Source organism: Klebsiella sp. MBT K-1, from assembly GCF_002556465.1.
In the GTDB taxonomy this organism is placed as follows: domain Bacteria; phylum Pseudomonadota; class Gammaproteobacteria; order Enterobacterales; family Enterobacteriaceae; genus Klebsiella; species Klebsiella grimontii.
In genome coordinates, this window is the sequence record NZ_PDEL01000003.1 from 286,299 (window position 1) to 307,264 (window position 20,966).

Genomic DNA, 20,966 nt, shown 5'->3' on the forward strand with positions numbered 1-20,966 from the left:
GCTCTCCTCTGCTCGGGAATGATCTTATTAAGGATTAGCCAAAAACAGGGTTTCAGATGAGGAAAACGTGCTTAATGACCGACAGGCTTCACAGAAATGAATATTCGCCAACTCTGGCTTAAAATGATTTTTATGTTCAACAAGTTATAATATGCCGCTACGGCTGTTATGACCAAAAAACGGCGACGTTTTGATAAATAACTACCCACAACCCAAGCGACAGCACATACTATAGTCTGATAATGCCCCTTTCTTAATAGATTAAGCCATCATGAAAGAAGTCGAAAAAAACGAAATTAAACGTCTGAGCGATCGCCTTGACGCCATCCGCCACCAGCAGGCCGATCTCTCCCTGGTTGAAGCCGCAGAAAAATACGCCGAACTGGAAAAAGAGAAAACCACCATTGAAGCAGAAATCATCCGCCTGCGTGAGGTTCAGGGCCAGAAGCTGAGCAAAGAAGCGCAAAAGCTGATGGACATGCCGCATCGCCGCGCCATCACCAAAAAAGAGCAGGCCGATATGGGCAAGCTCAAGAAAAGCGTGCGCGGTCTGGTTGTTGTTCACCCGATGACCGCGCTGGGCCGCGAAATGGGCCTCAAAGAGATGACCGGCTTCGCCAAAACCGCTTTCTAATCCTGTCGTCCCCGGGGGCGGCTGACGCCTTACCGGGGCTACGGGTTCACCGCCGCCTGCGGGCCGGTAGCCCGGACAGATGCGCCAGCATCGCCTCCGGGACAGGCTCTGTTTCAAACGCCATATTCCCGCTAATTGGCCCTACCAATTATTTCTTAAATCGCCCAATGGTTCACATATCCATCATTTTTCGTCACAGACATATTGCTCATCAATAACATTTGATTAACCATTCGTTGTCGTTAATCCTACAATCGCAATTTGGCTGGGCCAATTTTACAAATGATGTGACCTGCTAAGAGCGTAAGACTCAGCACGCCATCATGACGGCCCGATGGAGACCTGCATGAACCTCTGGCAACAAAATTACGATCCGGCCGGCAATATCTGGCTATCGAGTCTTATCGCATCGCTACCGATTCTGTTTTTCTTCTTTGCCCTGATTAAGCTCAAGCTGAAAGGGTACGTCGCCGCGACCTGGACCGTGGTCATTGCGCTCTCCGTCGCCCTGCTGTTCTACAAAATGCCGGTCGACCACGCGCTGGCCTCCGTCGTCTACGGCTTCTTCTACGGCCTGTGGCCAATCGCGTGGATTATTATCGCCGCGGTCTTCGTCTATAAAATCTCGGTGAAAACCGGGCAGTTCGACATTATCCGCTCATCGATTTTGTCGATTACCCCGGACCAGCGTCTGCAAATGCTGATCGTCGGTTTCTCCTTCGGCGCGTTCCTCGAAGGGGCTGCGGGTTTTGGCGCGCCGGTCGCCATTACCGCGGCGCTGCTGGTGGGTCTCGGCTTTAACCCGCTGTATGCGGCGGGTCTGTGCCTGATCGTCAACACCGCGCCGGTCGCGTTTGGCGCGATGGGCATTCCCATTCTGGTCGCCGGACAGGTGACGGGCCTCGACAGCTTCGAAATCGGCCAGATGGTTGGCCGCCAGCTGCCGTTCCTGACCATCATCGTGCTGTTCTGGATCATGGCGATTATGGACGGCTGGCGCGGCATTAAAGAGACCTGGCCCGCGGTCATGGTCGCCGGCGGCTCCTTTGCGATTGCTCAGTATCTCAGCTCAAACTTCCTCGGCCCGGAGCTGCCGGACATTATCTCTTCACTGGTATCGCTGGTCTGCCTGACGCTGTTCCTCAAACGCTGGCAGCCGGTTCGCATCTTCCGCTTCGGCGATATGGGCGCATCGCAGGTCGATATGAACCTGGCGCGCACCCGCTACACGCCGGGACAGGTGATTCGCGCCTGGTCGCCGTTCCTGTTTCTGACCGCAACCGTGACCCTGTGGAGCGTGCCGCCGTTCAAAGCGCTGTTCGCCCCGGGCGGCGCGATGTACGATTTTGTGATTAATATTTCCGTGCCATTCCTCGACAAAATGGTGGCCCGCATGCCGCCGGTGGTCAACGAAGCGACGCCTTACGCCGCGGTCTATAAGTTTGACTGGCTCTCCGCCACCGGCACCGCCATCCTGTTCGCCGCGCTGCTTTCCATCGTCTGGCTGCGCATGAAGCCGAAGGACGCGATCTCAACCTTCGGCAGCACGCTGAAAGAACTGGCGCTGCCGATTTACTCCATCGGCATGGTGCTGGCGTTCGCCTTTATTTCTAACTATTCCGGTCTCTCCTCAACGCTGGCCCTTGCGCTGGCGCATACCGGGCACGCGTTTACCTTCTTCTCGCCGTTCCTCGGCTGGCTGGGGGTATTCCTGACCGGTTCGGATACCTCGTCGAACGCGCTGTTTGCCGCGCTGCAGGCGACGGCGGCCCAGCAGATTGGCGTCTCCGATATCCTGCTGGTCGCCGCCAACACCACCGGCGGCGTGACCGGGAAAATGATCTCCCCGCAGTCTATCGCCATCGCCTGTGCGGCGGTCGGTCTGGTGGGGAAAGAATCGGACCTGTTCCGCTTTACCGTGAAACATAGTCTGATTTTCACCTGCATGGTCGGCGTGATCACTACCCTGCAGGCCTACGTCTTAACCTGGATGATCCCGTGATAGTGATGCCAAAACGCCTTGCCGACGATGTAGCCCGTCGCGTGCGGGCGCTGATTGAAGAACAAAAGCTGGAGGCGGGCATGCGATTGCCCGCCGAACGTCAGCTGGCGGCGCAGCTGGGCGTATCGCGCAATTCGCTGCGCGAAGCGCTGGCGATGTTAGTCAACGAAGGCGTGCTGCTCAGCCGTCGCGGCGGCGGCACCTTCGTGCGCTGGCAGCATGAAGCGTGGTCGGAGCAAAACATCGTCCAGCCGCTGAAGACGCTGCTCTCCGACGACCCCGATTACAGTTTTGATATCCTTGAAGCCCGTCACGCCATTGAAGCCAGTACCGCCTGGCATGCGGCGATGCGGGCAACCGATGCCGAAAAAGAGAAAATCCGCCTCTGCTTTGAAGCCACTCAAAGCGAAGACCCTGACCTGGCTTCGCAGGCCGACGTCCGCTTCCACCTGGCGATTGCCGAAGCCTCGCACAACGTAGTGCTGCTGCAAACCATGCGCGGTTTTTTCGACCTCTTACAGTCCTCAGTCAAGGAGAGCCGCCAGCGGATGTATCTCGTCCCGCCGGTATTCGCTCGCCTGACCGAACAGCACCAGGCGGTCATGGAGGCGATTATCGCCGGTGACCCGGAAGGTGCCAGACAGGCGATGATGGCCCATTTGGCCTTCGTTCACGCCACGATCAAACGTTTTGATGAAGACCAGGCCCGCCAGGCGCGAATTACCCGCCTGCCCGGTGACCATAACGAAAATACCAGGGAGAACTTGTGATGATTATTTCCGCCGCCAGCGACTACCGCGCCGCCGCACAGCGTATCCTGCCACCGTTCCTGTTCCACTATATCGACGGCGGCGCTTACGCCGAGCACACCCTGCGTCGCAACGTTGAAGACCTCTCCGACGTCGCGCTCCGCCAGCGTATTCTGCGCAATATGTCAGACCTGAGCCTGGAAACCACCTTATTCAACGAGAAGCTGGCGATGCCGACGGCGCTGGCGCCGGTTGGGCTGTGCGGAATGTACGCGCGCCGCGGTGAAGTGCAGGCGGCAGGCGCGGCGGATGAGAAAGGCATTCCATTCACCCTCTCTACCGTTTCCGTCTGCCCGATTGAAGAGGTCGCCCCGACCATTAAGCGCCCGATGTGGTTCCAGCTGTACGTCCTGCGCGACCGTGGTTTTATGCGCAATGCGCTGGAGCGGGCGAAGGCGGCGGGCTGTTCAACGCTGGTCTTTACCGTCGATATGCCGACCCCCGGCGCGCGCTATCGCGACGCTCACTCCGGGATGAGCGGCCCGAATGCGGCAATGCGCCGCTACTGGCAGGCGGTGACCCATCCGCAGTGGGCATGGGACGTCGGATTAAACGGTCGGCCGCACGATTTGGGCAATATCTCCGCCTACCTCGGCAAACCGACCGGCCTGGAAGATTACATCGGCTGGCTGGCGAATAACTTCGATCCATCGATTTCCTGGAAAGACCTTGAGTGGATCCGCGATTTCTGGGATGGCCCGATGGTGATCAAGGGGATCCTCGATCCGGAAGACGCCCGCGACGCGGTGCGCTTCGGCGCTGACGGGATCGTGGTTTCCAACCACGGCGGCCGCCAGCTTGATGGCGTGCTCTCTTCCGCCCGCGCCCTGCCCGCGATTGCCGATGCGGTTAAAGGCGACATTACCATCCTCGCCGATAGCGGCATCCGCAACGGTCTCGATGTCGTACGTATGATCGCCCTCGGCGCCGACAGCGTGCTGCTGGGCCGCGCTTATCTGTATGCGCTCGCCACCCACGGCAAGCAGGGGGTCGCCAATCTGCTGAACCTGATCGAGAAAGAGATGAAAGTGGCGATGACGCTGACCGGCGCGAAAACCATCGGCGAAATCAGCCGTGAATCTTTAGTCCAGAACGCCGATGCGCTACGGACCTTTGATACGATCGCAGCAGGAAACCCGGCAGTGACCCCTCTTCCCCAGGGAGAGGGAACCGTCCGGCAGGCGGGGTGAGGGTTGACCAAATATCTGCTATTCTGCCCCCCGCAATTAAGGGGGCAGTATGCTGAACATCGTCTTATTCGAACCAGAAATCCCGCCAAATACCGGGAATATCATCCGCCTGTGCGCTAACACCGGCTTCAATCTGCATATTATCGAACCCATGGGTTTTGCCTGGGACGACAAGCGTCTTCGCCGCGCCGGGCTGGATTACCATGAGTTCGCCGCCGTCCAGCGCCATCGTGATTACGCCGCTTTTATTGAAAGCGCAAAGCCGCAGCGTCTGTTCGCCCTGACCACCAAAGGTACCCCGGCGCATAGCGCGGTGAGCTATCAGGATGGCGATTTTCTGCTGTTTGGCCCGGAAACCCGCGGCCTGCCAGCCTGCATTCTCGATGCCCTGCCGCCAGAGCAAAAAATTCGTATTCCAATGATGCCGGACAGCCGCAGCATGAACCTGTCGAACGCGGTGTCGGTGGTGGTGTATGAAGCCTGGCGCCAGCTGGGATATCCCGGCGCGGTACTGCGCAGCTAGCCTGCGCTCTTCCCGGATGGCGGCGCGTAGCGCCTGTCCGGGCTACCAGACAGCGCTCGGTTTTGTAGCCCGGATAGATGCGCAGCATCGCCTCCGGGAAATCAATCAGATACCGTCGCCGTACTCGAAGGTATGGTGTATGCCGTTAAAGTGCTGATCCATATCCATCGCGGGCTTATCGCTCTCCGGCTTACCCACGATGCGGGCGGGAACGCCTGCGGCGGTGGTATGCGGCGGCACCGGCTGTAGCACCACCGAACCCGCGCCGATTTTTGCCCCGCGTCCGACTTCGATATTGCCGAGGATCTTCGCCCCGGCGCCAATCATCACGCCTTCGCGAATTTTCGGATGACGATCGCCGCTGGTTTTACCGGTACCGCCAAGGGTCACGGATTGCAGAATCGACACATCGTCTTCAATCACCGCCGTTTCGCCGACCACAATGCCGGTGGCGTGGTCCAGCATGATCCCGCGACCAATCTTCGCCGCCGGGTGGATATCCACCTGGAACGATACGGACACTTGATTCTGCAGGAAGATTGCCAGCGCCCGACGCCCCTGATTCCACAGCCAGTGGCCGATACGATAGGCCTGCAGCGCGTGGAACCCTTTCAGATAGAGCAGCGGCGTCGAATATTTGTCCACCGCCGGGTCGCGGGTACGCACCGCCTGAATATCGCAGGCGGCGGAGGCGATCATTTCCGGGTCGGCGGCGTAGGCCTCTTCCACCACTTCACGAATCGCGATGGCGGGCATGATCGGAGAGGCGAGCTTGTTAGCCAGCATATAGCTCAGGGCGCTGCCGAGATTTTCGTGCTTGAGTAGCGTGGCGTGGTAAAAACTGGCGAGCATTGGCTCACAGTCAGCTAAAGCCCGAGCTTCAGCTTTAATATTATTCCAGACGATATCCAGTTCTTCACACGGCATTGCTGACTCCAGACGATATAATAATGACCGGCCAGTTCTTTGCTGGCCGGGTCATTCAGGTGATCCAGGTTCCATCGCAGTTAGTTGCTACGCTCGTCCTTGCGTGCACGACCTAATAAGGTCAATGCTGCCTCGCGCGCAATTTTTCCGCAATACAATACCTGATAAATTTCCTCGGTTATTGGCATTTCGACGCCTAAACGCTGCGCGAGAACGCGAACCTCTTTGGTATTGCGGTAGCCTTCAACCACCTGGCCAATCTTCTCCTGCGCGCTTTGCACGTCCATGCCCTGACCGAGCATCATGCCGAAGCGGCGGTTACGCGACTGGTTATCGGTGCAGGTCAGTACCAGATCGCCTAAGCCCGCCATCCCCATAAAGGTCTCCGGATCGGCACCCAGCGCCTCCCCGAGGCGGGACATCTCAACCAGCCCGCGGGTAATCAGCGCGGTACGCGCGTTGGCGCCAAAGCCGATGCCGTCAGACATGCCAGCGCCGATAGCGATGACGTTTTTCACCGCGCCGCCGAGCTGCACGCCGATAAAGTCCGGGTTGATATAGACGCGGAAGCTCTTGCCGCAGTGCAGCAGGCTTTGCAAATCGTCAGCGAACTGCGGGTCCGTAGACGCCAGCGAGATCGCGGTCGGCAGGCCTGCCGCCAGCTCTTTGGCGAAGGTTGGGCCGGAAATCACCGCCAGCGGAATAGCCTCGCCCAGCGCTTCACGCGCCACGTCCTGCAGCAGGCGTCCGGTTTCGGCTTCCAGACCTTTTGTCGCCCATACCAGACGCGCGTCGGGGCGCATCAGCGGCTTAATCTGGCGCAGAACCTGCCCGAAGACGTGACTGGGCACCACCACGAGAATATCGCGGCTGGCGGCAAGCGCCGTTGCCAGGTCGCTCTCAAGGTGCAGCGTATCCGGGAATGGAACATCGGGAAGGAACGCAGCGTTGCAGCGATCGTTCTGCAGCGTCGCGATATGTTTCGGGTCATGGCCCCAGAGGACAACCTCGTGGCCATTTCTTGCCAGGGTGATGGCAAGAGCGGTGCCGTAAGAGCCGGCACCGATCACAGTCATTGCAGCGTTAAGCGCGTTCATCAGGCATCCTGATGTTGTTCAGCACCTTCGCCAGCCTGCTGCTGCAGATAGTTCATAAACAGCGCATCGAAGTTCACTGGCGCAAGGTTCAGTTGCGGGAAGGTACCGCGAGAAACCAGGCTGGTGATGCACTCGCGCGCGTAAGGGAACAGAATGTTCGGGCAGTATGCGCCGAGGCAGTGCGCCATCTGGGTACCGTCGATGCCTTCGATGGAGAAAATACCGCCCTGCTGAACTTCACACAGGAATGCGGTTTCTTCGCCCAGCGAGGCGGTTACGGTGACACGCAGCACCACTTCATACACGCCTTCAGCCAGCTGGCTGGAAGCCGTATCCAGATCAAGTTTAACTTCCGGCTGCCAATCTTTCTGGAAAACTTGCGGCGCGTTCGGCGCTTCAAAAGAGATATCTTTGGTGTAGATGCGCTGAATCTGGAAAGTCATTTCGGTGCTGTTTTGTTCTGACATAGTAAAACCCTTTCGTGTTGTCCTTAAGTACGCCCGTCCAATGGGGATGAGCGCAAAAATTAGCGCAGGAGGGGATCGAGTCCACCACGTGAATCAAGCGCATACAAGTCGTCACAGCCGCCAATGTGCTGCGCATCAATAAAAATCTGCGGAACCGTCGTCCGACCGCTGCGCTGAATCATCTCTTCACGCTTCGCAGCATCGCCATCGATAGGCAACTCGTTGAACGTCACGCCCTTGCTGTTCAGCAGCGCTTTTGCACGTACGCAGAACGGGCAGGTCGCTTTGGTATAGATATCAATATTGGCCATGACTTCACTCCTGTTTTTACCCCCGAGAGTTTCACGCCGCAGTCGCTGTTTTCCCGCTGGCGAATAGCTGCCGCAGGGGAAACCGCGCTACGCCATAAAGACGCGGGTAAATTATTTACCGCGTACCAGCGGAAGGTTCTCGCCGCTCCAGCCAGCGATGCCCTCTTTCAGTACGAAGACCTTTTCAAAGCCGGCTTTGTTCAGCGCGCTGGCGGGTTCTTGCGCCTGCATACCTGAGCCGTCTACTACTATAATGGGTTGTGCTTTGTGCTTTTCCAACTCGCCGACGTTATTTGCTTTGATATCGCTCGGCAGCAGGTTAATAGAACCCGCAATGTGGCCTTTACGGAAATCGTCACGCTGACGCAGGTCGACAACCACGGCATCTTCTTTGTTGATCAGGCGCGTCGCTTCACCACGGGTAATGACTTTAACTTTCGACATCAGCCCTTTAAAGGTGGTGAACAGCACCGCCACCAGCAGCGCGACCCACGCGATGCTCAGGACGGGGTGACGGCTGATGAATTGCATAATTTCTTGCATGGGGGGTTACAACTCCCGACTAAGTGATAAAAAAACCAGGGAAGGAGTATACCTGTGCATTGCGGCAAATACAGCCAGTGAGCGCGATGTAATGTATTTTCTGCGGCCCGTCACGAAAAAAAACCGCTCTCGCCGCAGCGATGCGCTCTGGCCGCCCTCTTTCTTTGATCTTTTACGGTGATTTGATCGATTCAGCTGTAGTAAAATTACGCAAATTTTCTGTCTTTGAGCATGAGGTTGTCGCAATGTCGGTTTCTAAAAAACCTATGGTACTGGTGATTCTGGATGGCTATGGCTACCGTGAAGACCAGCAGGATAACGCTATTTATAGCGCCAAAACCCCTGTTATGGACGCACTGTGGGCGAAACGTCCGCACACTCTGATCGATGCTTCAGGCCTGGAAGTCGGTCTGCCGGATCGTCAAATGGGCAACTCTGAAGTGGGCCACGTCAACCTCGGCGCGGGCCGCATCGTGTACCAGGATCTGACCCGCCTGGACGTTGAAATCAAAGAACGCACCTTCTTCGCCAACCCGGTACTGACCGGCGCGGTCGATAAAGCCGTCGCCGCGGGCAAAGCCGTGCATATCATGGGCCTGATGTCGCCGGGCGGCGTCCACAGCCACGAAGACCACATCATGGCGATGGTTGAACTGGCAGCCGAGCGCGGCGCGGATAAAATTTATCTGCACGCCTTCCTTGACGGCCGCGATACCCCGCCGCGCAGCGCTGAAAAAACGCTGGCGAAATTCGAAGACAAATTTGCCGCGCTGGGCAAAGGCCGCGTCGCCTCGATCATTGGCCGCTACTACGCCATGGACCGCGACAACCGTTGGGATCGCGTTGAGCAGGCTTACGATCTGATGACCCTGGCAAAAGGCGAGTTCCAGGCCGATACCGCCGTTGCGGGCCTGCAGGCCGCTTATGCGCGCGATGAGAACGATGAGTTTGTGAAAGCGACCGTTATTCGCGCCGCAGGCCAGGCCGATGCGGCGATGGAAGACGGCGATGCGCTGATTTTCATGAACTTCCGCGCCGACCGCGCCCGCGAAATTACCCGCGCCTTCGTTAACGCCGATTTCGACGGCTTCGCCCGTAAGAAAGTGGTGAATCTCGATTTCATCATGCTGACCGAATACGCCGCCGACATTAAAGTCGCCTGTGCTTATCCGCCGGCGTCTCTGACCAATACTTTCGGCGAATGGATGGCGAAGAACGACAAAACCCAGCTGCGCATCTCCGAAACCGAAAAATACGCTCACGTCACCTTCTTCTTCAACGGCGGCGTTGAAGAGCCGTTCAAAGGCGAAGAGCGCATTCTGATCAACTCGCCGAAGGTCGCGACCTACGATCTGCAGCCGGAAATGAGCTCCGCCGAGCTGACCGAAAAACTGGTTGCCGCCATCAAGGGCGGTCAGTTCGACACCATTATCTGTAACTACCCGAACGGCGATATGGTTGGTCATACCGGGGTGATGGAAGCCGCCGTTAAAGCGGTGGAAGCGCTGGATCACTGCATCGACCAGGTTAGCAAAGCCGTTGAATCCGTTGGCGGACAGCTGCTGATCACCGCAGACCACGGCAACGCCGAGCAGATGCGCGACCCGGCCACCGGTCAGGCACACACCGCGCACACCAACCTGCCGGTTCCGCTGATTTACGTTGGCGATAAAAACGTCAAAGCGGTTAACGGCGGCAAACTTTCCGACATCGCGCCGACCATGCTGACGCTGATGGGAATGGAAATCCCGCAAGAGATGACTGGCAAGCCGCTGTTCATCGTGGAATAATCCTTCCCCATGAGGGGAAAGGCGACTTATTCAACTACATGGATCGCAACGGCAGTTCGATCCGTCCTTTACGCCAGCGCGCTTAGCGCTGGCGTATTGCTGTGCGCCGCATCTGCTCACGCCGACGACCGCGACCAGCTTAAATCCATTCAGGCCGATATCGCCGCTAAACAGCGGGCGATTAAGCAGCAGCAGCAGCAGCGCGCTTCCCTGGTCGCTCAGCTTAAAGCGCAGGAGGAGGCCATCTCCGCCGCCGCGCGCAAGCTGCGTGAAACCCAGGAAACGCTGAATCAGCTAAATAAGCAGATCGATGAAATGAACGCCGCCCTTGCGAAGCTGGAGCGTCAGCGCGCCTCGCAGGAGCGTAATCTTTCCGCGCAGCTCGATGCCGCGTTTCGTCAGGGGCCGCATACCGGCATCCAGATGATCCTTAGCGGCGAAGAGGGGCAGCGTAACCAGCGCATGCAGGCCTATTTCGGCTATCTGAACCAGGCGCGCCAGGAAACCATTGCCGAGCTTAAGAAGACCCGCGAAGACGTAGCGGTGCAAAAAAGCATGCTGGAAGAGAAACAGAGCCAGCAGCAAACCCTGGTTTACGAACAGCGCGCCCAGCAGAGCAAGCTGGAGCAGGCGCGCAACGAGCGTAAAAAGACCCTCGCCAGCCTGGAATCCTCCATTCAGCAAGGTCAGCAACAGCTCAGCGAAATGCGGGCTAACGAATCGCGCCTGCGCGGTCGTATCGCCCAGGCGGCGGCGGCGGCCAAAGCGCGGGCGGATCGCGAAGCCCGCGAAGCGCAGGATGTGCGCGATCGCCAGCAGGAAGCCTCGCGTAAAGGCACCACCTACAAACCTACCGAAAGCGAACGCTCGCTGATGTCCCGCACCGGCGGGCTTGGCTCACCGCGCGGCCAGGCATTCTGGCCGGTTCGCGGCTCAATTCTCCATCGTTATGGCGAACAGCTGCAGGGTGAGCTACGTTGGAAGGGGATGGTTATCGCTGCGTCTGAAGGCACCGAGGTCAAAGCCGTTGCCGATGGTCGGGTTATTCTCGCCGACTGGCTGCAGGGCTATGGCCTGGTGGTGGTCGTTGAACACGGCAAAGGCGACATGAGTCTTTACGGCTATAACCAAAGCGCGCTGGTCAGCGTCGGCACTCAGGTCCGGGCGGGCCAGCCGATCGCTCTCGTAGGCAGCAGCGGCGGTCAGGGCCGTCCGTCGCTCTATTTCGAAATTCGCCGCCAGGGTCAGGCGGTCAATCCACAGCCGTGGTTGGGAAGATAAGTTTTGCTTCAATTTCGCAGAATCGCACTCGCGGTAACCGGTACGCTGGTTATGGCGTCGCCGGTATTTGCCGGCAAACTCTCCATTGTTATCGACGACTTTGGCTATCGTCCACAAACGGAAAATCAGGTGCTGGCGCTGCCGGCGACGATCTCCGTTGCCGTACTCCCTAATGCGCCCCACGCCCGCGAAATGGCGACCAAAGCGCATAATCTCGGCCACGAGGTGCTCATCCACCTGCCGATGGCGCCGCTCAGCAAACAGCCGCTGGAAAAAGATACCCTCCGTCCGGATATGAACAGCAGCGAGATAGAGCGCATCATCCGCGAAGCCTACGGCAAGGTCCCGTACGCCGTGGGGCTGAATAACCATATGGGCAGCGCGATGACGTCGAACCTCTTCGGCATGCAGAAGGTGATGCAGGCGCTCGAGCGCTACAATCTCTACTTCCTCGATAGCGTCACCATCGGCAATACCCAGGCCATGCGCGCGGCGCAGGGCACCGGCGTGAAGGTGATTAAGCGTAAGGTTTTCCTCGACGATACCCAAAACGAAGCGGATATCCGCTATCAGTTCAACCGCGCTATCGCTTTGGCGCGGCGCAACGGTTCCGCCATTGCTATCGGCCACCCGCACCCGACGACGGTGCGCGTGCTGCAGCAGATGGTGTATAACCTGCCGCCGGATATCACTCTGGTGCGTCCGAGCAGCCTGCTCAACGAGCCGCAGGTGGATACCTCCACGCCGAATGCCGCGCCGCCGGTTAAGCCGCCGCGCAATCCGTTCCGGGGCGTGAAGCAGTGCAAATCTAAGCGTCCGCCGGAGCCAGTCAACGCCAGCCGCTTCTTTACCATTCTGAGCGAAAGCATCGCCCAGAGTACGCTGCTGCAGTATTACCAGCTGAAGTGGCAGGGCTGGGATCAGCCAACCAACTAAATCGTCCGGGAATCCGTGTGCTTATCCGCAGCGGATTCCGCCTTGTCCTGATGGGCATACCAGGCTTTAAAGTATTTAAGAAAGCTGTAAAAGGTCGCGTAAAGCCCGGTGACCACGCCGACCTTGCCCTTTCGCCACGCTCCGCTAAACAGATACCACTTAAAGAAAGCGCCAATCGCGCTGATCGCTCCGCGTGCAAGAGACGGCCTGATCTTCTGATATTTAACCAGCCGCGTGGTGTAGCTATTGAGCTTGTTAAACACTTCATGCAGGGAGTAGAAGGTGTCGTGGCGCACGAATCCCGGTAGCCTGGCCGAGTGCGTAAAACCGACAACCTGATCGTCTACCGGACGCTCGTTGAACCGGGCGACAGAACGGTTATACAAACGAACCGGGAAATCTGGCGAGGATACCGGATAAATAGTTCGCACCTCTTCACCCAGCACGAACCAGTAGCGCGGCAGACGCCATGCGCAGGTTGGATCGGGCTCATCCCCCGCCTTCAGCGCCAGAATAGCCGCCGCCACCTCGTCATCAAGGATCTCATCGCTGTCCATACACAGCACCCAGTCGTGGCTGGCGAGGGAGGTCGCGTAGTTCATCTGCGTGCCGTGAGTGGTATAAGCATGATAGTGAACGGTGAGACCGAACTGTTGGCAAATCTGCAGCGTGGCGTCCGTGCTGCCTGAGTCGATGACGATAAATTCATCGGCCACCTTAAGCAAAGGTGGTAATACCTCCCGTAATAAGCGGGATGAATTACAGGTCAATAAGCATACAGAAAGTTTAATCATAATCTTTGTAGGGTTAAACCATGGTTAAACTGACTGTATAAACGAATAGGCGAGAAAGCGATTTAGAAAAAGTGCGGAGTGGATTAAGTATTACAAAAATGTAGGACAACTCTCAAAAAAGCGCCCGCAGGCGCTTTTTTAAAATGCAAACTAGCGGGAATTAATCCCAGCTGAGAATGACTTTGCCAGACTGACCGGAACGCATCGCGTCAAAGCCCTGCTGGAAATCATCGATACCAAAGCGGTGAGTGATGATCGGCGACAGATCGAGACCGGACTGGATGAGCGCGGCCATCTTGTACCAGGTTTCGAACATTTCGCGACCATAAATCCCTTTGATAAACAGCCCCTTGAAAATCACCTTGGTCCAGTCGATAGACATATCCGACGGCGGAATCCCCAGCATGGCGATGCGCCCGCCGTGGTTCATGGTATCGAGCATGGTGCGAAACGCCGGCGGCGCGCCGGACATCTCCAGACCCACGTCGAAACCTTCGGTCATGCCCAGTTCGGCCATCACATCGTTAAGGTTCTCTTTAGAAACGTTTACCGCCCGGGTGACGCCCATTTTGCGCGCCAGCTCCAGACGATATTCATTAACGTCGGTAATCACGACGTTGCGCGCACCAACGTGTTTCGCTACCGCGGCGGCCATCACGCCGATCGGGCCAGCGCCGGAAACCAGCACGTCCTCGCCGACGAGATCGAATGAAAGCGCGGTATGCACGGCGTTGCCAAACGGGTCGAAAATCGACGCCAGATCGTCGGAGATATTGTCCGGAATTTTAAAAGCGTTAAACGCCGGGATCACCAGATATTCGGCAAAGCAGCCCGGACGGTTGACGCCGACGCCCGTGGTATTGCGGCACAGGTGCGTACGCCCGGCGCGACAGTTACGGCAGTGGCCGCAGGTGATATGCCCTTCGCCGGAAACGCGATCGCCAAGCTTAAAGCCGCGAACCTCCTGACCGATGCCCACCACTTCGCCGACGTATTCATGGCCCACCACCATCGGCACCGGAATGGTCTTTTGCGACCACTCATCCCAGTTGTAGATGTGCACGTCGGTACCGCAAATCGCGGTCTTGCGAATTTTAATCAGCAAATCGTTATGGCCGACTTCCGGTTCCGGCACGTCGGTCATCCAGATGCCTTCTTCCGCCTTCAGTTTGGATAACGCTTTCATCTCACACCCTCAGGCAATGACGCCCAGTTGTTTACCGATGCGGGTAAAGGCTTCCACCGCACGTTCAATTTGTTCAGGGGTATGCGCCGCAGACATCTGGGTACGAATACGCGCCTGGCCTTTTGGTACCACCGGATAGAAGAATCCAGTGACGTAAATCCCTTCTTTTTGCAGCTCGCGCGCAAATTCCTGCGCCACGGTGGCCTCACCGAGCATCACCGGGATAATGGCGTGATCGGCGCCCGCGAGGATAAACCCTGCCGCGGTCATTTTTTCACGGAACAGACGGGCGTTAGACCACAGGCGATCGCGCAGTTCGCTGCCCGCTTCCACCATTTCCAGCACTTTGATGGAAGCCGCGACGATCGCCGGCGCCAGCGAGTTGGAGAACAGATACGGACGCGAGCGCTGGCGCAGCCACTCGACAACTTCTTTACGCGCGGCGGTATAGCCGCCTGACGCGCCGCCCAGCGCTTTACCCAACGTACCGGTGATAATATCGACGCGGCCCATCACGTCGCAGTACTCATGGGAACCGCGGCCGTTATCACCCACAAAACCCACGGCGTGAGAATCATCAACCATCACCAGCGCGTCGTATTTGTCCGCCAGATCGCAAACGCCCTTCAGGTTGGCGATCACCCCGTCCATTGAGAACACGCCGTCGGTGGCGATCAGCACGTGACGCGCGCCGGCGTCGCGCGCCTCTTTCAGACGGGCTTCCAGCTCCACCATATCGTTGTTGGCGTAGCGGAAGCGCTTCGCTTTACACAGGCGCACGCCGTCGATGATCGACGCGTGGTTCAGGGCATCGGAGATAATCGCATCTTCTGCGCCGAGCAGGGTTTCAAACAGGCCGCCGTTAGCATCAAAGCAGGAGGAGTAGAGAATCGCATCTTCCATACCGAGAAAATCGGCCAGCTTCTTCTCAAGCGCTTTATGGCTGTCCTGGGTCCCGCAGATAAAACGCACGGAGGCCATACCGAAGCCGTGGCTATCCATGCCGCTTTTCGCAGCGGCAATCAGTTCCGGGTGGTTCGCGAGGCCGAGATAGTTATTGGCGCAGAAGTTAATCACCTGGCTTCCGCCGACGGTGATATCCGCCTGCTGCGCCGAAGTAATAATCCGTTCTTCTTTAAACAACCCTTCCGCGCGCGCGGTATCCAGGTCATTGGTTAACTGTTTGTAGAAATCACCACGCATTGCAACTCTCCAGATTCGGCAAAATTTGGCACATATTACCTAAAGCTATACGCTGATACGAGATGATGCATTACTGCATGAATTATTTGCAGCATAAATCACGAGTCCCTCTCCACCTTATCGGCGAATGGCTGAAGCCTTTTCGATGTAGTGATATGATAGGAGTATTCATGTCCGGATTGTCTCTGGACTACCCACTTCAAAGGTTACAGTTATGATCATCGTTACCGGCGGCGCAGGCTTTATCGGCAGCAATATCGTTAAAGCGCTGAATGACCAGGGCATTACCGACATTCTGGTCGTAGATAATCTGAAAGACGGCACCAAATTCATCAATCTGGTGGATTTGAACATTGCCGACTACATGGATAAAGAAGACTTTCTGATCCAGATTATGGCGGGCGAAGAGTTCGGCGATATCGACGCTATTTTCCATGAAGGCGCCTGCTCTTCCACCACGGAGTGGGACGGCAAGTACATGATGGATAACAACTATCAGTACTCTAAAGAGGTGCTTCACTACTGCCTGGAGCGTGAAATTCCGTTCCTGTACGCCTCTTCCGCGGCGACCTACGGCGGCCGCACCAGCGACTTTATTGAATCCCGCGAATACGAGCAGCCGCTCAACGTTTACGGCTACTCCAAGTTTCTGTTTGATGAATACGTCCGTCAGATCCTGCCGGAAGCGAACTCGCAGATCGTCGGCTTCCGCTATTTCAACGTCTACGGGCCGCGCGAAGGCCATAAAGGCAGCATGGCCAGCGTCGCTTTCCATCTGAATACTCAGCTGAATAATGGCGAAAGTCCGAAATTGTTTGAAGGCAGCGATGGCTTCAAGCGCGACTTCGTCTACGTCGGCGACGTCGCGGCGGTGAACCTGTGGTTCTGGGAAAACGGCGTTTCCGGCATCTTCAACCTCGGCACCGGCCGCGCGGAGTCTTTCCAGGCCGTCGCAGACGCAACGCTGGCTTACCACAAGAAAGGCAGCATCGAGTACATTCCGTTCCCGGATAAGCTGAAAGGCCGCTATCAGGCGTTTACCCAGGCGGATCTGACAAACCTGCGCGCAGCGGGCTACGATAAACCGTTTAAGACCGTTGCCGAAGGCGTAACGGAATATATGGCCTGGCTGAACCGCGACGCGTAAGAAGCAAGCATGAAAATACTGGTGATTGGCCCGTCTTGGGTGGGCGACATGATGATGTCGCAAAGTCTTTATCGTACGCTCAGGGCGCGCTATCCCCAGGCGATCATCGACGTGATGGCGCCCGCATGGTGCCGTCCGCTGCTCTCGCGCATGCCGGAAGTCAACGAAGCAATCCCGATGCCGCTCGGTCACGGCGCGCTGGAAATCGGCGAACGGCGTAAGCTTGGGCACAGCCTGCGCGAGCGTCGCTACGACCGCGCTTACGTACTGCCTAACTCGTTTAAATCGGCCCTCGTGCCGTTCTTTGCGGGCATACCGCATCGCACCGGCTGGCTCGGCGAGATGCGCTACGGCCTGCTGAACGATGCCCGCAAGCTGGATAAAGACGCCTGGCCGCTGATGGTCGAACGCTACGTCGGTCTGGCCTACGACAAAGGCGTGATGCGCTGCGCGAAAGATCTACCGCAGCCGCTGCTCTGGCCACAGCTGCAGGTGCATGAAGGCGAAAAATCGCAGGCCTGTAGCGCGTTTAATCTCTCAACCGAGCGCCCGATCATCGGCTTCTGCCCCGGCGCTGAGTTCGGCCCGGCAAAACGCTGGCCGCACTATCACTACGCCGAGCTGGCGAAACAGCTGATCGACGAAGGCTTTCAGATCGTGCTGTTTGGCTCCGCGAAAGACCACGAAGCGGGCAATGAAATCCTCGCCGCGCTTAATACCGAACAGCAGGCATGGTGCCGCAATCTGGCCGGGGAAACCCAGCTTGAGCAGGCCGTTATTCTGATCGCCGCCTGTAAAGCGGTGGTCAGCAACGATTCCGGCCTGATGCACGTCGCCGCCGCGCTGGACCGTCCGCTGGTGGCGCTCTACGGGCCCAGCAGCCCGGACTTTACTCCCCCGCTGTCGCATAAAGCGCGCGTGATCCGCCTGATCAGCGGCTACCACAAAGTGCGTAAAGGCGATGCCGCCGAAGGCTATCATCAGAGTTTGATCGACATTACGCCGCAGCGCGTGCTGGAAGAATTAAACGACCTGTTGCTGGAAAAAACGGAACAAGAGGAAGACTAGCGGATGCGGGTACTGATCGTAAAAACCTCGTCCATGGGCGACGTGCTGCACACGCTGCCCGCGCTGAGCGACGCCGCGCTGGCCTTTCCCGGCATTCGCTTCGATTGGGTAGTTGAAGAGGGCTTCGCACAGATCCCCTCCTGGCATGAGACCGTTGACCGGGTCATCCCGGTGGCGATTCGTCGCTGGCGCAAGGCGTGGTTTTCCGCGCCGATCAAAACCGAGCGCAAGGCTTTCCGCGACGCCGTACGGGCGGAAAAGTACGACGCGATCATCGATGCCCAGGGGCTGGTGAAGAGCGCCGCGCTGGTCACCCGGCTGGCCCGCGGCGTGAAGCACGGTATGGACTGGCAAACCGCCCGCGAGCCGCTGGCGAGCCTGTTTTACAACCGTCGCCACCATATTGCTAAACAGCAGCACGCCGTTGAGCGCACCCGCGAACTGTTCGCGAAAAGCCTCGGCTACGCGAAACCGGAAACCCAGGGCGACTACGCGATCGCCCGTCATTTTTTGCGCCAGAATGACGCGTCCGCCGCGGCGTATCTGGTGTTCCTCCACGCCACGACGCGCGATGATAAGCACTGGCCGGAAGAGAACTGGCGGGCGCTTATCGCCCTGCTTGCCGACAGCGGCGTACGCATCAAACTGCCGTGGGGCGCGCCCCATGAAGAAGCGCGGGCCAGGCGCCTGGCGGAGGGGCACGATTTTGTCGACGTCCTGCCGCGGATGAGCCTGGAGCAGGTAGCTGGGGTACTGGCAGGCGCGCGCGGGGTGGTTTCCGTCGACACCGGCCTGAGCCATCTCACCGCCGCGCTCGATAAACCGAACTTCACGCTGTACGGCCCGACCGATCCGGGGCTAATTGGCGGCTACGGTAAAAATCAGTACGTGGTGCGCCCGGAAAGCGGCAGCAGCACGGGGGATATTCCCGCCTCCCGGATTCTGCAACTGTTGAAATCTCAGGAACTGGCTTAATGGGTTCATTATTTAAGCAGATCTATCGCTACACGCATCGACGCGCCTTTCGCCATAACGAAAATCTCTGGCCGTTTACCCACATCACGCGTGCGGCGAGCGGTGAAATCCGCACCCTGAAATACAAAGGGAAAACGGTGCCGCTGGTTAATCTCAGCGAACTGAAGGATAGCGCCGAGGGCGAGGTGCTGCTGACCGCCACCGGTCCCTCGACGCGCCGCATTGATTTTACGCGGCTGCCGAAAAGCGTTCCGGTGATGGGGGTGAATGGCGCCTGGCATCTCTCTGATAAAATTAAATTTTCGCTCTATACCATTGTCGATATGGAGTTTTACGATAAAAAGCCGGACGTGATTCGTTCGGTGATTAGCCAACCCGATCTCGTGCTCTTCACCACCATGCACGGTATCGCCAAAATCCTCGACCGTCACGGCGCGGAACTGCGCTGTCGTTTGGCATTAATTGAAGACGCCTGTTATAAAATTTATCAGCCCAAAGTCGCCAAAAGCGCGATACCGCAGGTCTGGAAAGGCGTTGCGGCGTTACGCTTTCACCCGCAGCGGCAGGATATTTGCTTTAGCACCGATATCCGCCAGGGAATTTTCGACGCCGGAACCGTGGTCTACTGGGCCCTGCAAATTCTGATGTGGCTGGGATTTAAAACCATTCTGATAAGTGGTCTGGATATGAGTAATTTCAACCAGCCGCGCTTCTACGAAACGGAACAGGATAAACTCCCCTCCTGGCTGGCAAATAAGGTGGATGACCTGGTCATGCCGTCCTTTTCGCACGCTGCCAACGTGCTGCAACAAAACCATATTCGGGTCGTTAACTTCTCTTTAGAAAGCGCGGTTCCGGAAACGATTTTCGCAAAGGTTTCTTTTGATGAGTACTTTAAAAATAAGTAGTTACGCCAGACAGGGCTACACCGTTTTCTTCACTTTATTTCTGTTTTTTAGCGCCGTTTTTTGCGTATCAACCCGGACAAACAACCTTCTTCATTTATCTATTTTGCTGTTTTTGCTTTCACTGCTTAACCACGATAACCGTCAGGCGCTAGCGGAAAGCATCCGCCAGCGGTGGCTGGTTTATATCCTGCTGGTGGTATTCTGCGTTTACTATGCCCTGAGCAACATTTGGGGGCAGACGCCGCAGCATATCGACTCGCCGCTGACGCACGGCGCCTATTTATTTTTTTATCTCCTGCTGCTAACTACCCTGCTGGGCGACCCCCGAACCCGACATCTGGCGCTGCTGAGCGTCGTTGCCGGGATCACGGTGCTCTCCATCTGGACGATGGCGATCGATTTCACCCTGGTCCTTAAAGAGCGCCTGGTATCACCGGGTAATCCCGGCCCGACTAACGTTATCGACCTCGCGGGTTATTGCGGTATCGGTATCCTTATTTGCGCCATGCTGCTGAAGGAGAAAGGCAGCCATCTCCTGTATGTGCCGATGGCGATCATGCTGGTGATGCTGTTTCTGACTCAAAGCCGCGGACCGATTATCGCCCTGCTGGCGGCGTTTGTTTGCACCCTGCACCTGCACGTCTTTACCCGGCGTAATGTTCTGATTGTCGCCGCGCTAGCGTTGGTTCTGGGCGCGCTTTTCTTCTTCACGCCAACGGGAGACCTGCTGCTGGCGCGCTTTGAAGAGCTGGGCACCCAAAGCGGTTTGCGCCTCAGTATCTGGCGCCATACGCTCCAGGAAGTGGCCAGCCAGCCGTGGCTGGGTCGTGGCTTTGACTACGAGCTCAACTTTACCAACTACAGCGGCGAGCATATCACCACCACCCACAGCGTCTATCTTGGCGCACTGCTGAAAGGCGGCATAATCGGCCTGGCGTTGCTGCTGGCGGTGATTGCCGGAGGGTTATGGCAGGCATGGCGTAACCAGCAGGATGGCCGCTACGGGCTGGCGATTTTTATCTATGCGCTGATTTTTATGGCTTCGCAGGGCATGTTTATCATCAGCAACCCTCGCGAAAGCTGGCCACTGTTTTGGCTACCGCTGGGCATTGCGCTCAGCGGAGGCCTGAAGGCGAAACGCTAAGAGAAGGAGAAGGGCCCGCAGCGGGCCCTTT

21 protein-coding genes are annotated in these 20,966 nt (G+C 57.5%); 13 read left to right on the plus strand and 8 right to left on the minus strand.

What is annotated here, in order from left to right; translation table 11 throughout:
• The first annotated feature begins 271 nt into the window (after positions 1-271).
• The 5 genes from CMQ96_RS05970 (at position 272) to trmL (ending at position 5,158) form a co-directional block, all read left to right on the plus strand.
• Complete coding sequence (locus CMQ96_RS05970; RefSeq protein WP_004137762.1) at positions 272-634, plus strand: YibL family ribosome-associated protein; 363 nt, start codon at positions 272-274, stop codon at positions 632-634.
• Between the two features lie 346 nt (positions 635-980).
• A complete protein-coding gene (gene lldP, locus CMQ96_RS05975) occupies positions 981-2,636 on the plus strand; it encodes an L-lactate permease (RefSeq protein WP_024359730.1) in 1,656 nt (551 codons plus the stop codon).
• Entirely contained in the window at positions 2,633-3,406 is a 774-nt protein-coding gene (gene lldR, locus CMQ96_RS05980) for a transcriptional regulator LldR (protein ID WP_004137755.1), read from the plus strand. The genes lldP and lldR overlap by 4 nt, the downstream gene beginning before the upstream one ends.
• On the plus strand, positions 3,406-4,635 hold the full coding sequence (gene lldD / locus CMQ96_RS05985) for an FMN-dependent L-lactate dehydrogenase LldD (protein ID WP_024359729.1): 1,230 nt from the start codon (positions 3,406-3,408) through the stop codon (positions 4,633-4,635). Before lldR ends, lldD begins: the two co-directional genes overlap by 1 nt.
• Positions 4,636-4,684: 49 nt before the next feature.
• The gene (gene trmL, locus CMQ96_RS05990; protein WP_004137752.1) at positions 4,685-5,158 is read left to right on the plus strand and encodes a tRNA (uridine(34)/cytosine(34)/5-carboxymethylaminomethyluridine(34)-2'-O)-methyltransferase TrmL; all 474 of its coding nucleotides are present in this window, start codon (positions 4,685-4,687) and stop codon (positions 5,156-5,158) included.
• A gap of 105 nt (positions 5,159-5,263) precedes the next feature.
• Here the strand turns inward: trmL and cysE are convergent, their stop codons facing one another.
• The 5 genes from cysE to CMQ96_RS06015 form a co-directional block, all read right to left on the minus strand.
• Positions 5,264-6,085, minus strand: a complete 822-nt coding sequence (gene cysE / locus CMQ96_RS05995) for a serine O-acetyltransferase (RefSeq protein WP_004106845.1) — start codon at positions 6,083-6,085, stop codon at positions 5,264-5,266.
• Positions 6,086-6,165: 80 nt separating this feature from the next.
• On the minus strand, positions 6,166-7,182 hold the full coding sequence (gene gpsA, locus CMQ96_RS06000) for an NAD(P)H-dependent glycerol-3-phosphate dehydrogenase (RefSeq protein WP_024359728.1): 1,017 nt from the start codon (positions 7,180-7,182) through the stop codon (positions 6,166-6,168).
• On the minus strand, positions 7,182-7,649 hold the full coding sequence (secB, locus tag CMQ96_RS06005) for a protein-export chaperone SecB (RefSeq protein ID WP_004106849.1): 468 nt from the start codon (positions 7,647-7,649) through the stop codon (positions 7,182-7,184). Before secB ends, gpsA begins: the two co-directional genes overlap by 1 nt.
• A gap of 59 nt (positions 7,650-7,708) precedes the next feature.
• Complete coding sequence (grxC, locus tag CMQ96_RS06010; RefSeq protein WP_004106850.1) at positions 7,709-7,960, minus strand: glutaredoxin 3; 252 nt, start codon at positions 7,958-7,960, stop codon at positions 7,709-7,711.
• 111 nt (positions 7,961-8,071) lie between these two features.
• On the minus strand, positions 8,072-8,503 hold the full coding sequence (locus CMQ96_RS06015; RefSeq protein ID WP_004126582.1) for a rhodanese-like domain-containing protein: 432 nt from the start codon (positions 8,501-8,503) through the stop codon (positions 8,072-8,074).
• 245 nt (positions 8,504-8,748) lie between these two features.
• On the opposite strand from CMQ96_RS06015, the gene gpmM reads away from it, so the two are divergent.
• Genes gpmM through CMQ96_RS06030 form a run of 3 tightly spaced genes read left to right on the plus strand, consistent with a single transcriptional unit; the run spans position 8,749 to position 12,510 of the window.
• A complete protein-coding gene (gene gpmM / locus CMQ96_RS06020) occupies positions 8,749-10,293 on the plus strand; it encodes a 2,3-bisphosphoglycerate-independent phosphoglycerate mutase (RefSeq protein ID WP_024359727.1) in 1,545 nt (514 codons plus the stop codon).
• 9 nt (positions 10,294-10,302) lie between these two features.
• The gene (envC, locus tag CMQ96_RS06025) at positions 10,303-11,574 is read left to right on the plus strand and encodes a murein hydrolase activator EnvC (RefSeq protein WP_049086978.1); all 1,272 of its coding nucleotides are present in this window, start codon (positions 10,303-10,305) and stop codon (positions 11,572-11,574) included.
• 3 nt (positions 11,575-11,577) lie between these two features.
• The gene (locus CMQ96_RS06030; protein WP_049086971.1) at positions 11,578-12,510 is read left to right on the plus strand and encodes a divergent polysaccharide deacetylase family protein; all 933 of its coding nucleotides are present in this window, start codon (positions 11,578-11,580) and stop codon (positions 12,508-12,510) included.
• On the opposite strand, the gene CMQ96_RS06035 is transcribed toward CMQ96_RS06030, so the two are convergent.
• From CMQ96_RS06035 to kbl, 3 genes are all read right to left on the minus strand, one after another.
• Positions 12,507-13,304 carry a glycosyltransferase family 2 protein gene (locus CMQ96_RS06035; RefSeq protein WP_004137741.1) on the minus strand — a complete coding sequence of 266 codons (798 nt, stop codon included), beginning with the start codon at positions 13,302-13,304 and terminating at the stop codon, positions 12,507-12,509. The genes CMQ96_RS06030 and CMQ96_RS06035 overlap by 4 nt on opposite strands.
• A gap of 160 nt (positions 13,305-13,464) precedes the next feature.
• The gene (gene tdh, locus CMQ96_RS06040; RefSeq protein ID WP_004126597.1) at positions 13,465-14,490 is read right to left on the minus strand and encodes an L-threonine 3-dehydrogenase; all 1,026 of its coding nucleotides are present in this window, start codon (positions 14,488-14,490) and stop codon (positions 13,465-13,467) included.
• A gap of 9 nt (positions 14,491-14,499) precedes the next feature.
• A complete protein-coding gene (kbl, locus tag CMQ96_RS06045; protein WP_098066229.1) occupies positions 14,500-15,693 on the minus strand; it encodes a glycine C-acetyltransferase in 1,194 nt (397 codons plus the stop codon).
• A 214-nt stretch (positions 15,694-15,907) separates the two neighbouring features.
• On the opposite strand from kbl, the gene rfaD reads away from it, so the two are divergent.
• From rfaD to CMQ96_RS06070, 5 genes are read left to right on the plus strand one after another with little or no spacing between them, the layout of a single operon-like run.
• Positions 15,908-16,840, plus strand: a complete 933-nt coding sequence (rfaD, locus tag CMQ96_RS06050; protein ID WP_024359722.1) for an ADP-glyceromanno-heptose 6-epimerase — start codon at positions 15,908-15,910, stop codon at positions 16,838-16,840.
• A 9-nt stretch (positions 16,841-16,849) separates the two neighbouring features.
• A complete protein-coding gene (gene rfaF, locus CMQ96_RS06055) occupies positions 16,850-17,908 on the plus strand; it encodes an ADP-heptose--LPS heptosyltransferase RfaF (RefSeq protein ID WP_004137738.1) in 1,059 nt (352 codons plus the stop codon).
• Positions 17,909-17,911: 3 nt separating this feature from the next.
• The gene (gene rfaC / locus CMQ96_RS06060; RefSeq protein ID WP_049086967.1) at positions 17,912-18,883 is read left to right on the plus strand and encodes a lipopolysaccharide heptosyltransferase RfaC; all 972 of its coding nucleotides are present in this window, start codon (positions 17,912-17,914) and stop codon (positions 18,881-18,883) included.
• Entirely contained in the window at positions 18,883-19,791 is a 909-nt protein-coding gene (locus CMQ96_RS06065; protein WP_004137736.1) for a hypothetical protein, read from the plus strand. The genes rfaC and CMQ96_RS06065 overlap by 1 nt, the downstream gene beginning before the upstream one ends.
• Positions 19,769-20,935 carry an O-antigen ligase gene (locus tag CMQ96_RS06070; RefSeq protein WP_049086966.1) on the plus strand — a complete coding sequence of 389 codons (1,167 nt, stop codon included), beginning with the start codon at positions 19,769-19,771 and terminating at the stop codon, positions 20,933-20,935. The genes CMQ96_RS06065 and CMQ96_RS06070 overlap by 23 nt, the downstream gene beginning before the upstream one ends.
• The last annotated feature ends 31 nt before the right edge of the window (positions 20,936-20,966 follow it).

Bases quoted from the DNA above. Each gene is read 5' to 3' on its own strand.
- gpsA (WP_024359728.1), bottom strand. From the start codon at position 7,182: ATGAACGCGCTTAACGCTGCAATGACTGTGATCGGTGCCGGCTCTTAC.
- rfaC (WP_049086967.1), top strand. From the start codon at position 17,912: ATGCGGGTACTGATCGTAAAAACCTCGTCCATGGGCGACGTGCTGCAC.
- CMQ96_RS06015 (WP_004126582.1), bottom strand. From the start codon at position 8,503: ATGCAAGAAATTATGCAATTCATCAGCCGTCACCCCGTCCTGAGCATC.
- CMQ96_RS06065 (WP_004137736.1), top strand. From the start codon at position 18,883: ATGGGTTCATTATTTAAGCAGATCTATCGCTACACGCATCGACGCGCC.
- CMQ96_RS05970 (WP_004137762.1), top strand. From the start codon at position 272: ATGAAAGAAGTCGAAAAAAACGAAATTAAACGTCTGAGCGATCGCCTT.
- lldD (WP_024359729.1), top strand. From the start codon at position 3,406: ATGATTATTTCCGCCGCCAGCGACTACCGCGCCGCCGCACAGCGTATC.
- gpmM (WP_024359727.1), top strand. From the start codon at position 8,749: ATGTCGGTTTCTAAAAAACCTATGGTACTGGTGATTCTGGATGGCTAT.
- lldP (WP_024359730.1), top strand. From the start codon at position 981: ATGAACCTCTGGCAACAAAATTACGATCCGGCCGGCAATATCTGGCTA.
- cysE (WP_004106845.1), bottom strand. From the start codon at position 6,085: ATGCCGTGTGAAGAACTGGATATCGTCTGGAATAATATTAAAGCTGAA.
- tdh (WP_004126597.1), bottom strand. From the start codon at position 14,490: ATGAAAGCGTTATCCAAACTGAAGGCGGAAGAAGGCATCTGGATGACC.
- CMQ96_RS06070 (WP_049086966.1), top strand. From the start codon at position 19,769: ATGAGTACTTTAAAAATAAGTAGTTACGCCAGACAGGGCTACACCGTT.
- rfaF (WP_004137738.1), top strand. From the start codon at position 16,850: ATGAAAATACTGGTGATTGGCCCGTCTTGGGTGGGCGACATGATGATG.
- trmL (WP_004137752.1), top strand. From the start codon at position 4,685: ATGCTGAACATCGTCTTATTCGAACCAGAAATCCCGCCAAATACCGGG.
- kbl (WP_098066229.1), bottom strand. From the start codon at position 15,693: ATGCGTGGTGATTTCTACAAACAGTTAACCAATGACCTGGATACCGCG.
- grxC (WP_004106850.1), bottom strand. From the start codon at position 7,960: ATGGCCAATATTGATATCTATACCAAAGCGACCTGCCCGTTCTGCGTA.
- secB (WP_004106849.1), bottom strand. From the start codon at position 7,649: ATGTCAGAACAAAACAGCACCGAAATGACTTTCCAGATTCAGCGCATC.
- envC (WP_049086978.1), top strand. From the start codon at position 10,303: ATGAGGGGAAAGGCGACTTATTCAACTACATGGATCGCAACGGCAGTT.
- CMQ96_RS06035 (WP_004137741.1), bottom strand. From the start codon at position 13,304: ATGATTAAACTTTCTGTATGCTTATTGACCTGTAATTCATCCCGCTTA.
- rfaD (WP_024359722.1), top strand. From the start codon at position 15,908: ATGATCATCGTTACCGGCGGCGCAGGCTTTATCGGCAGCAATATCGTT.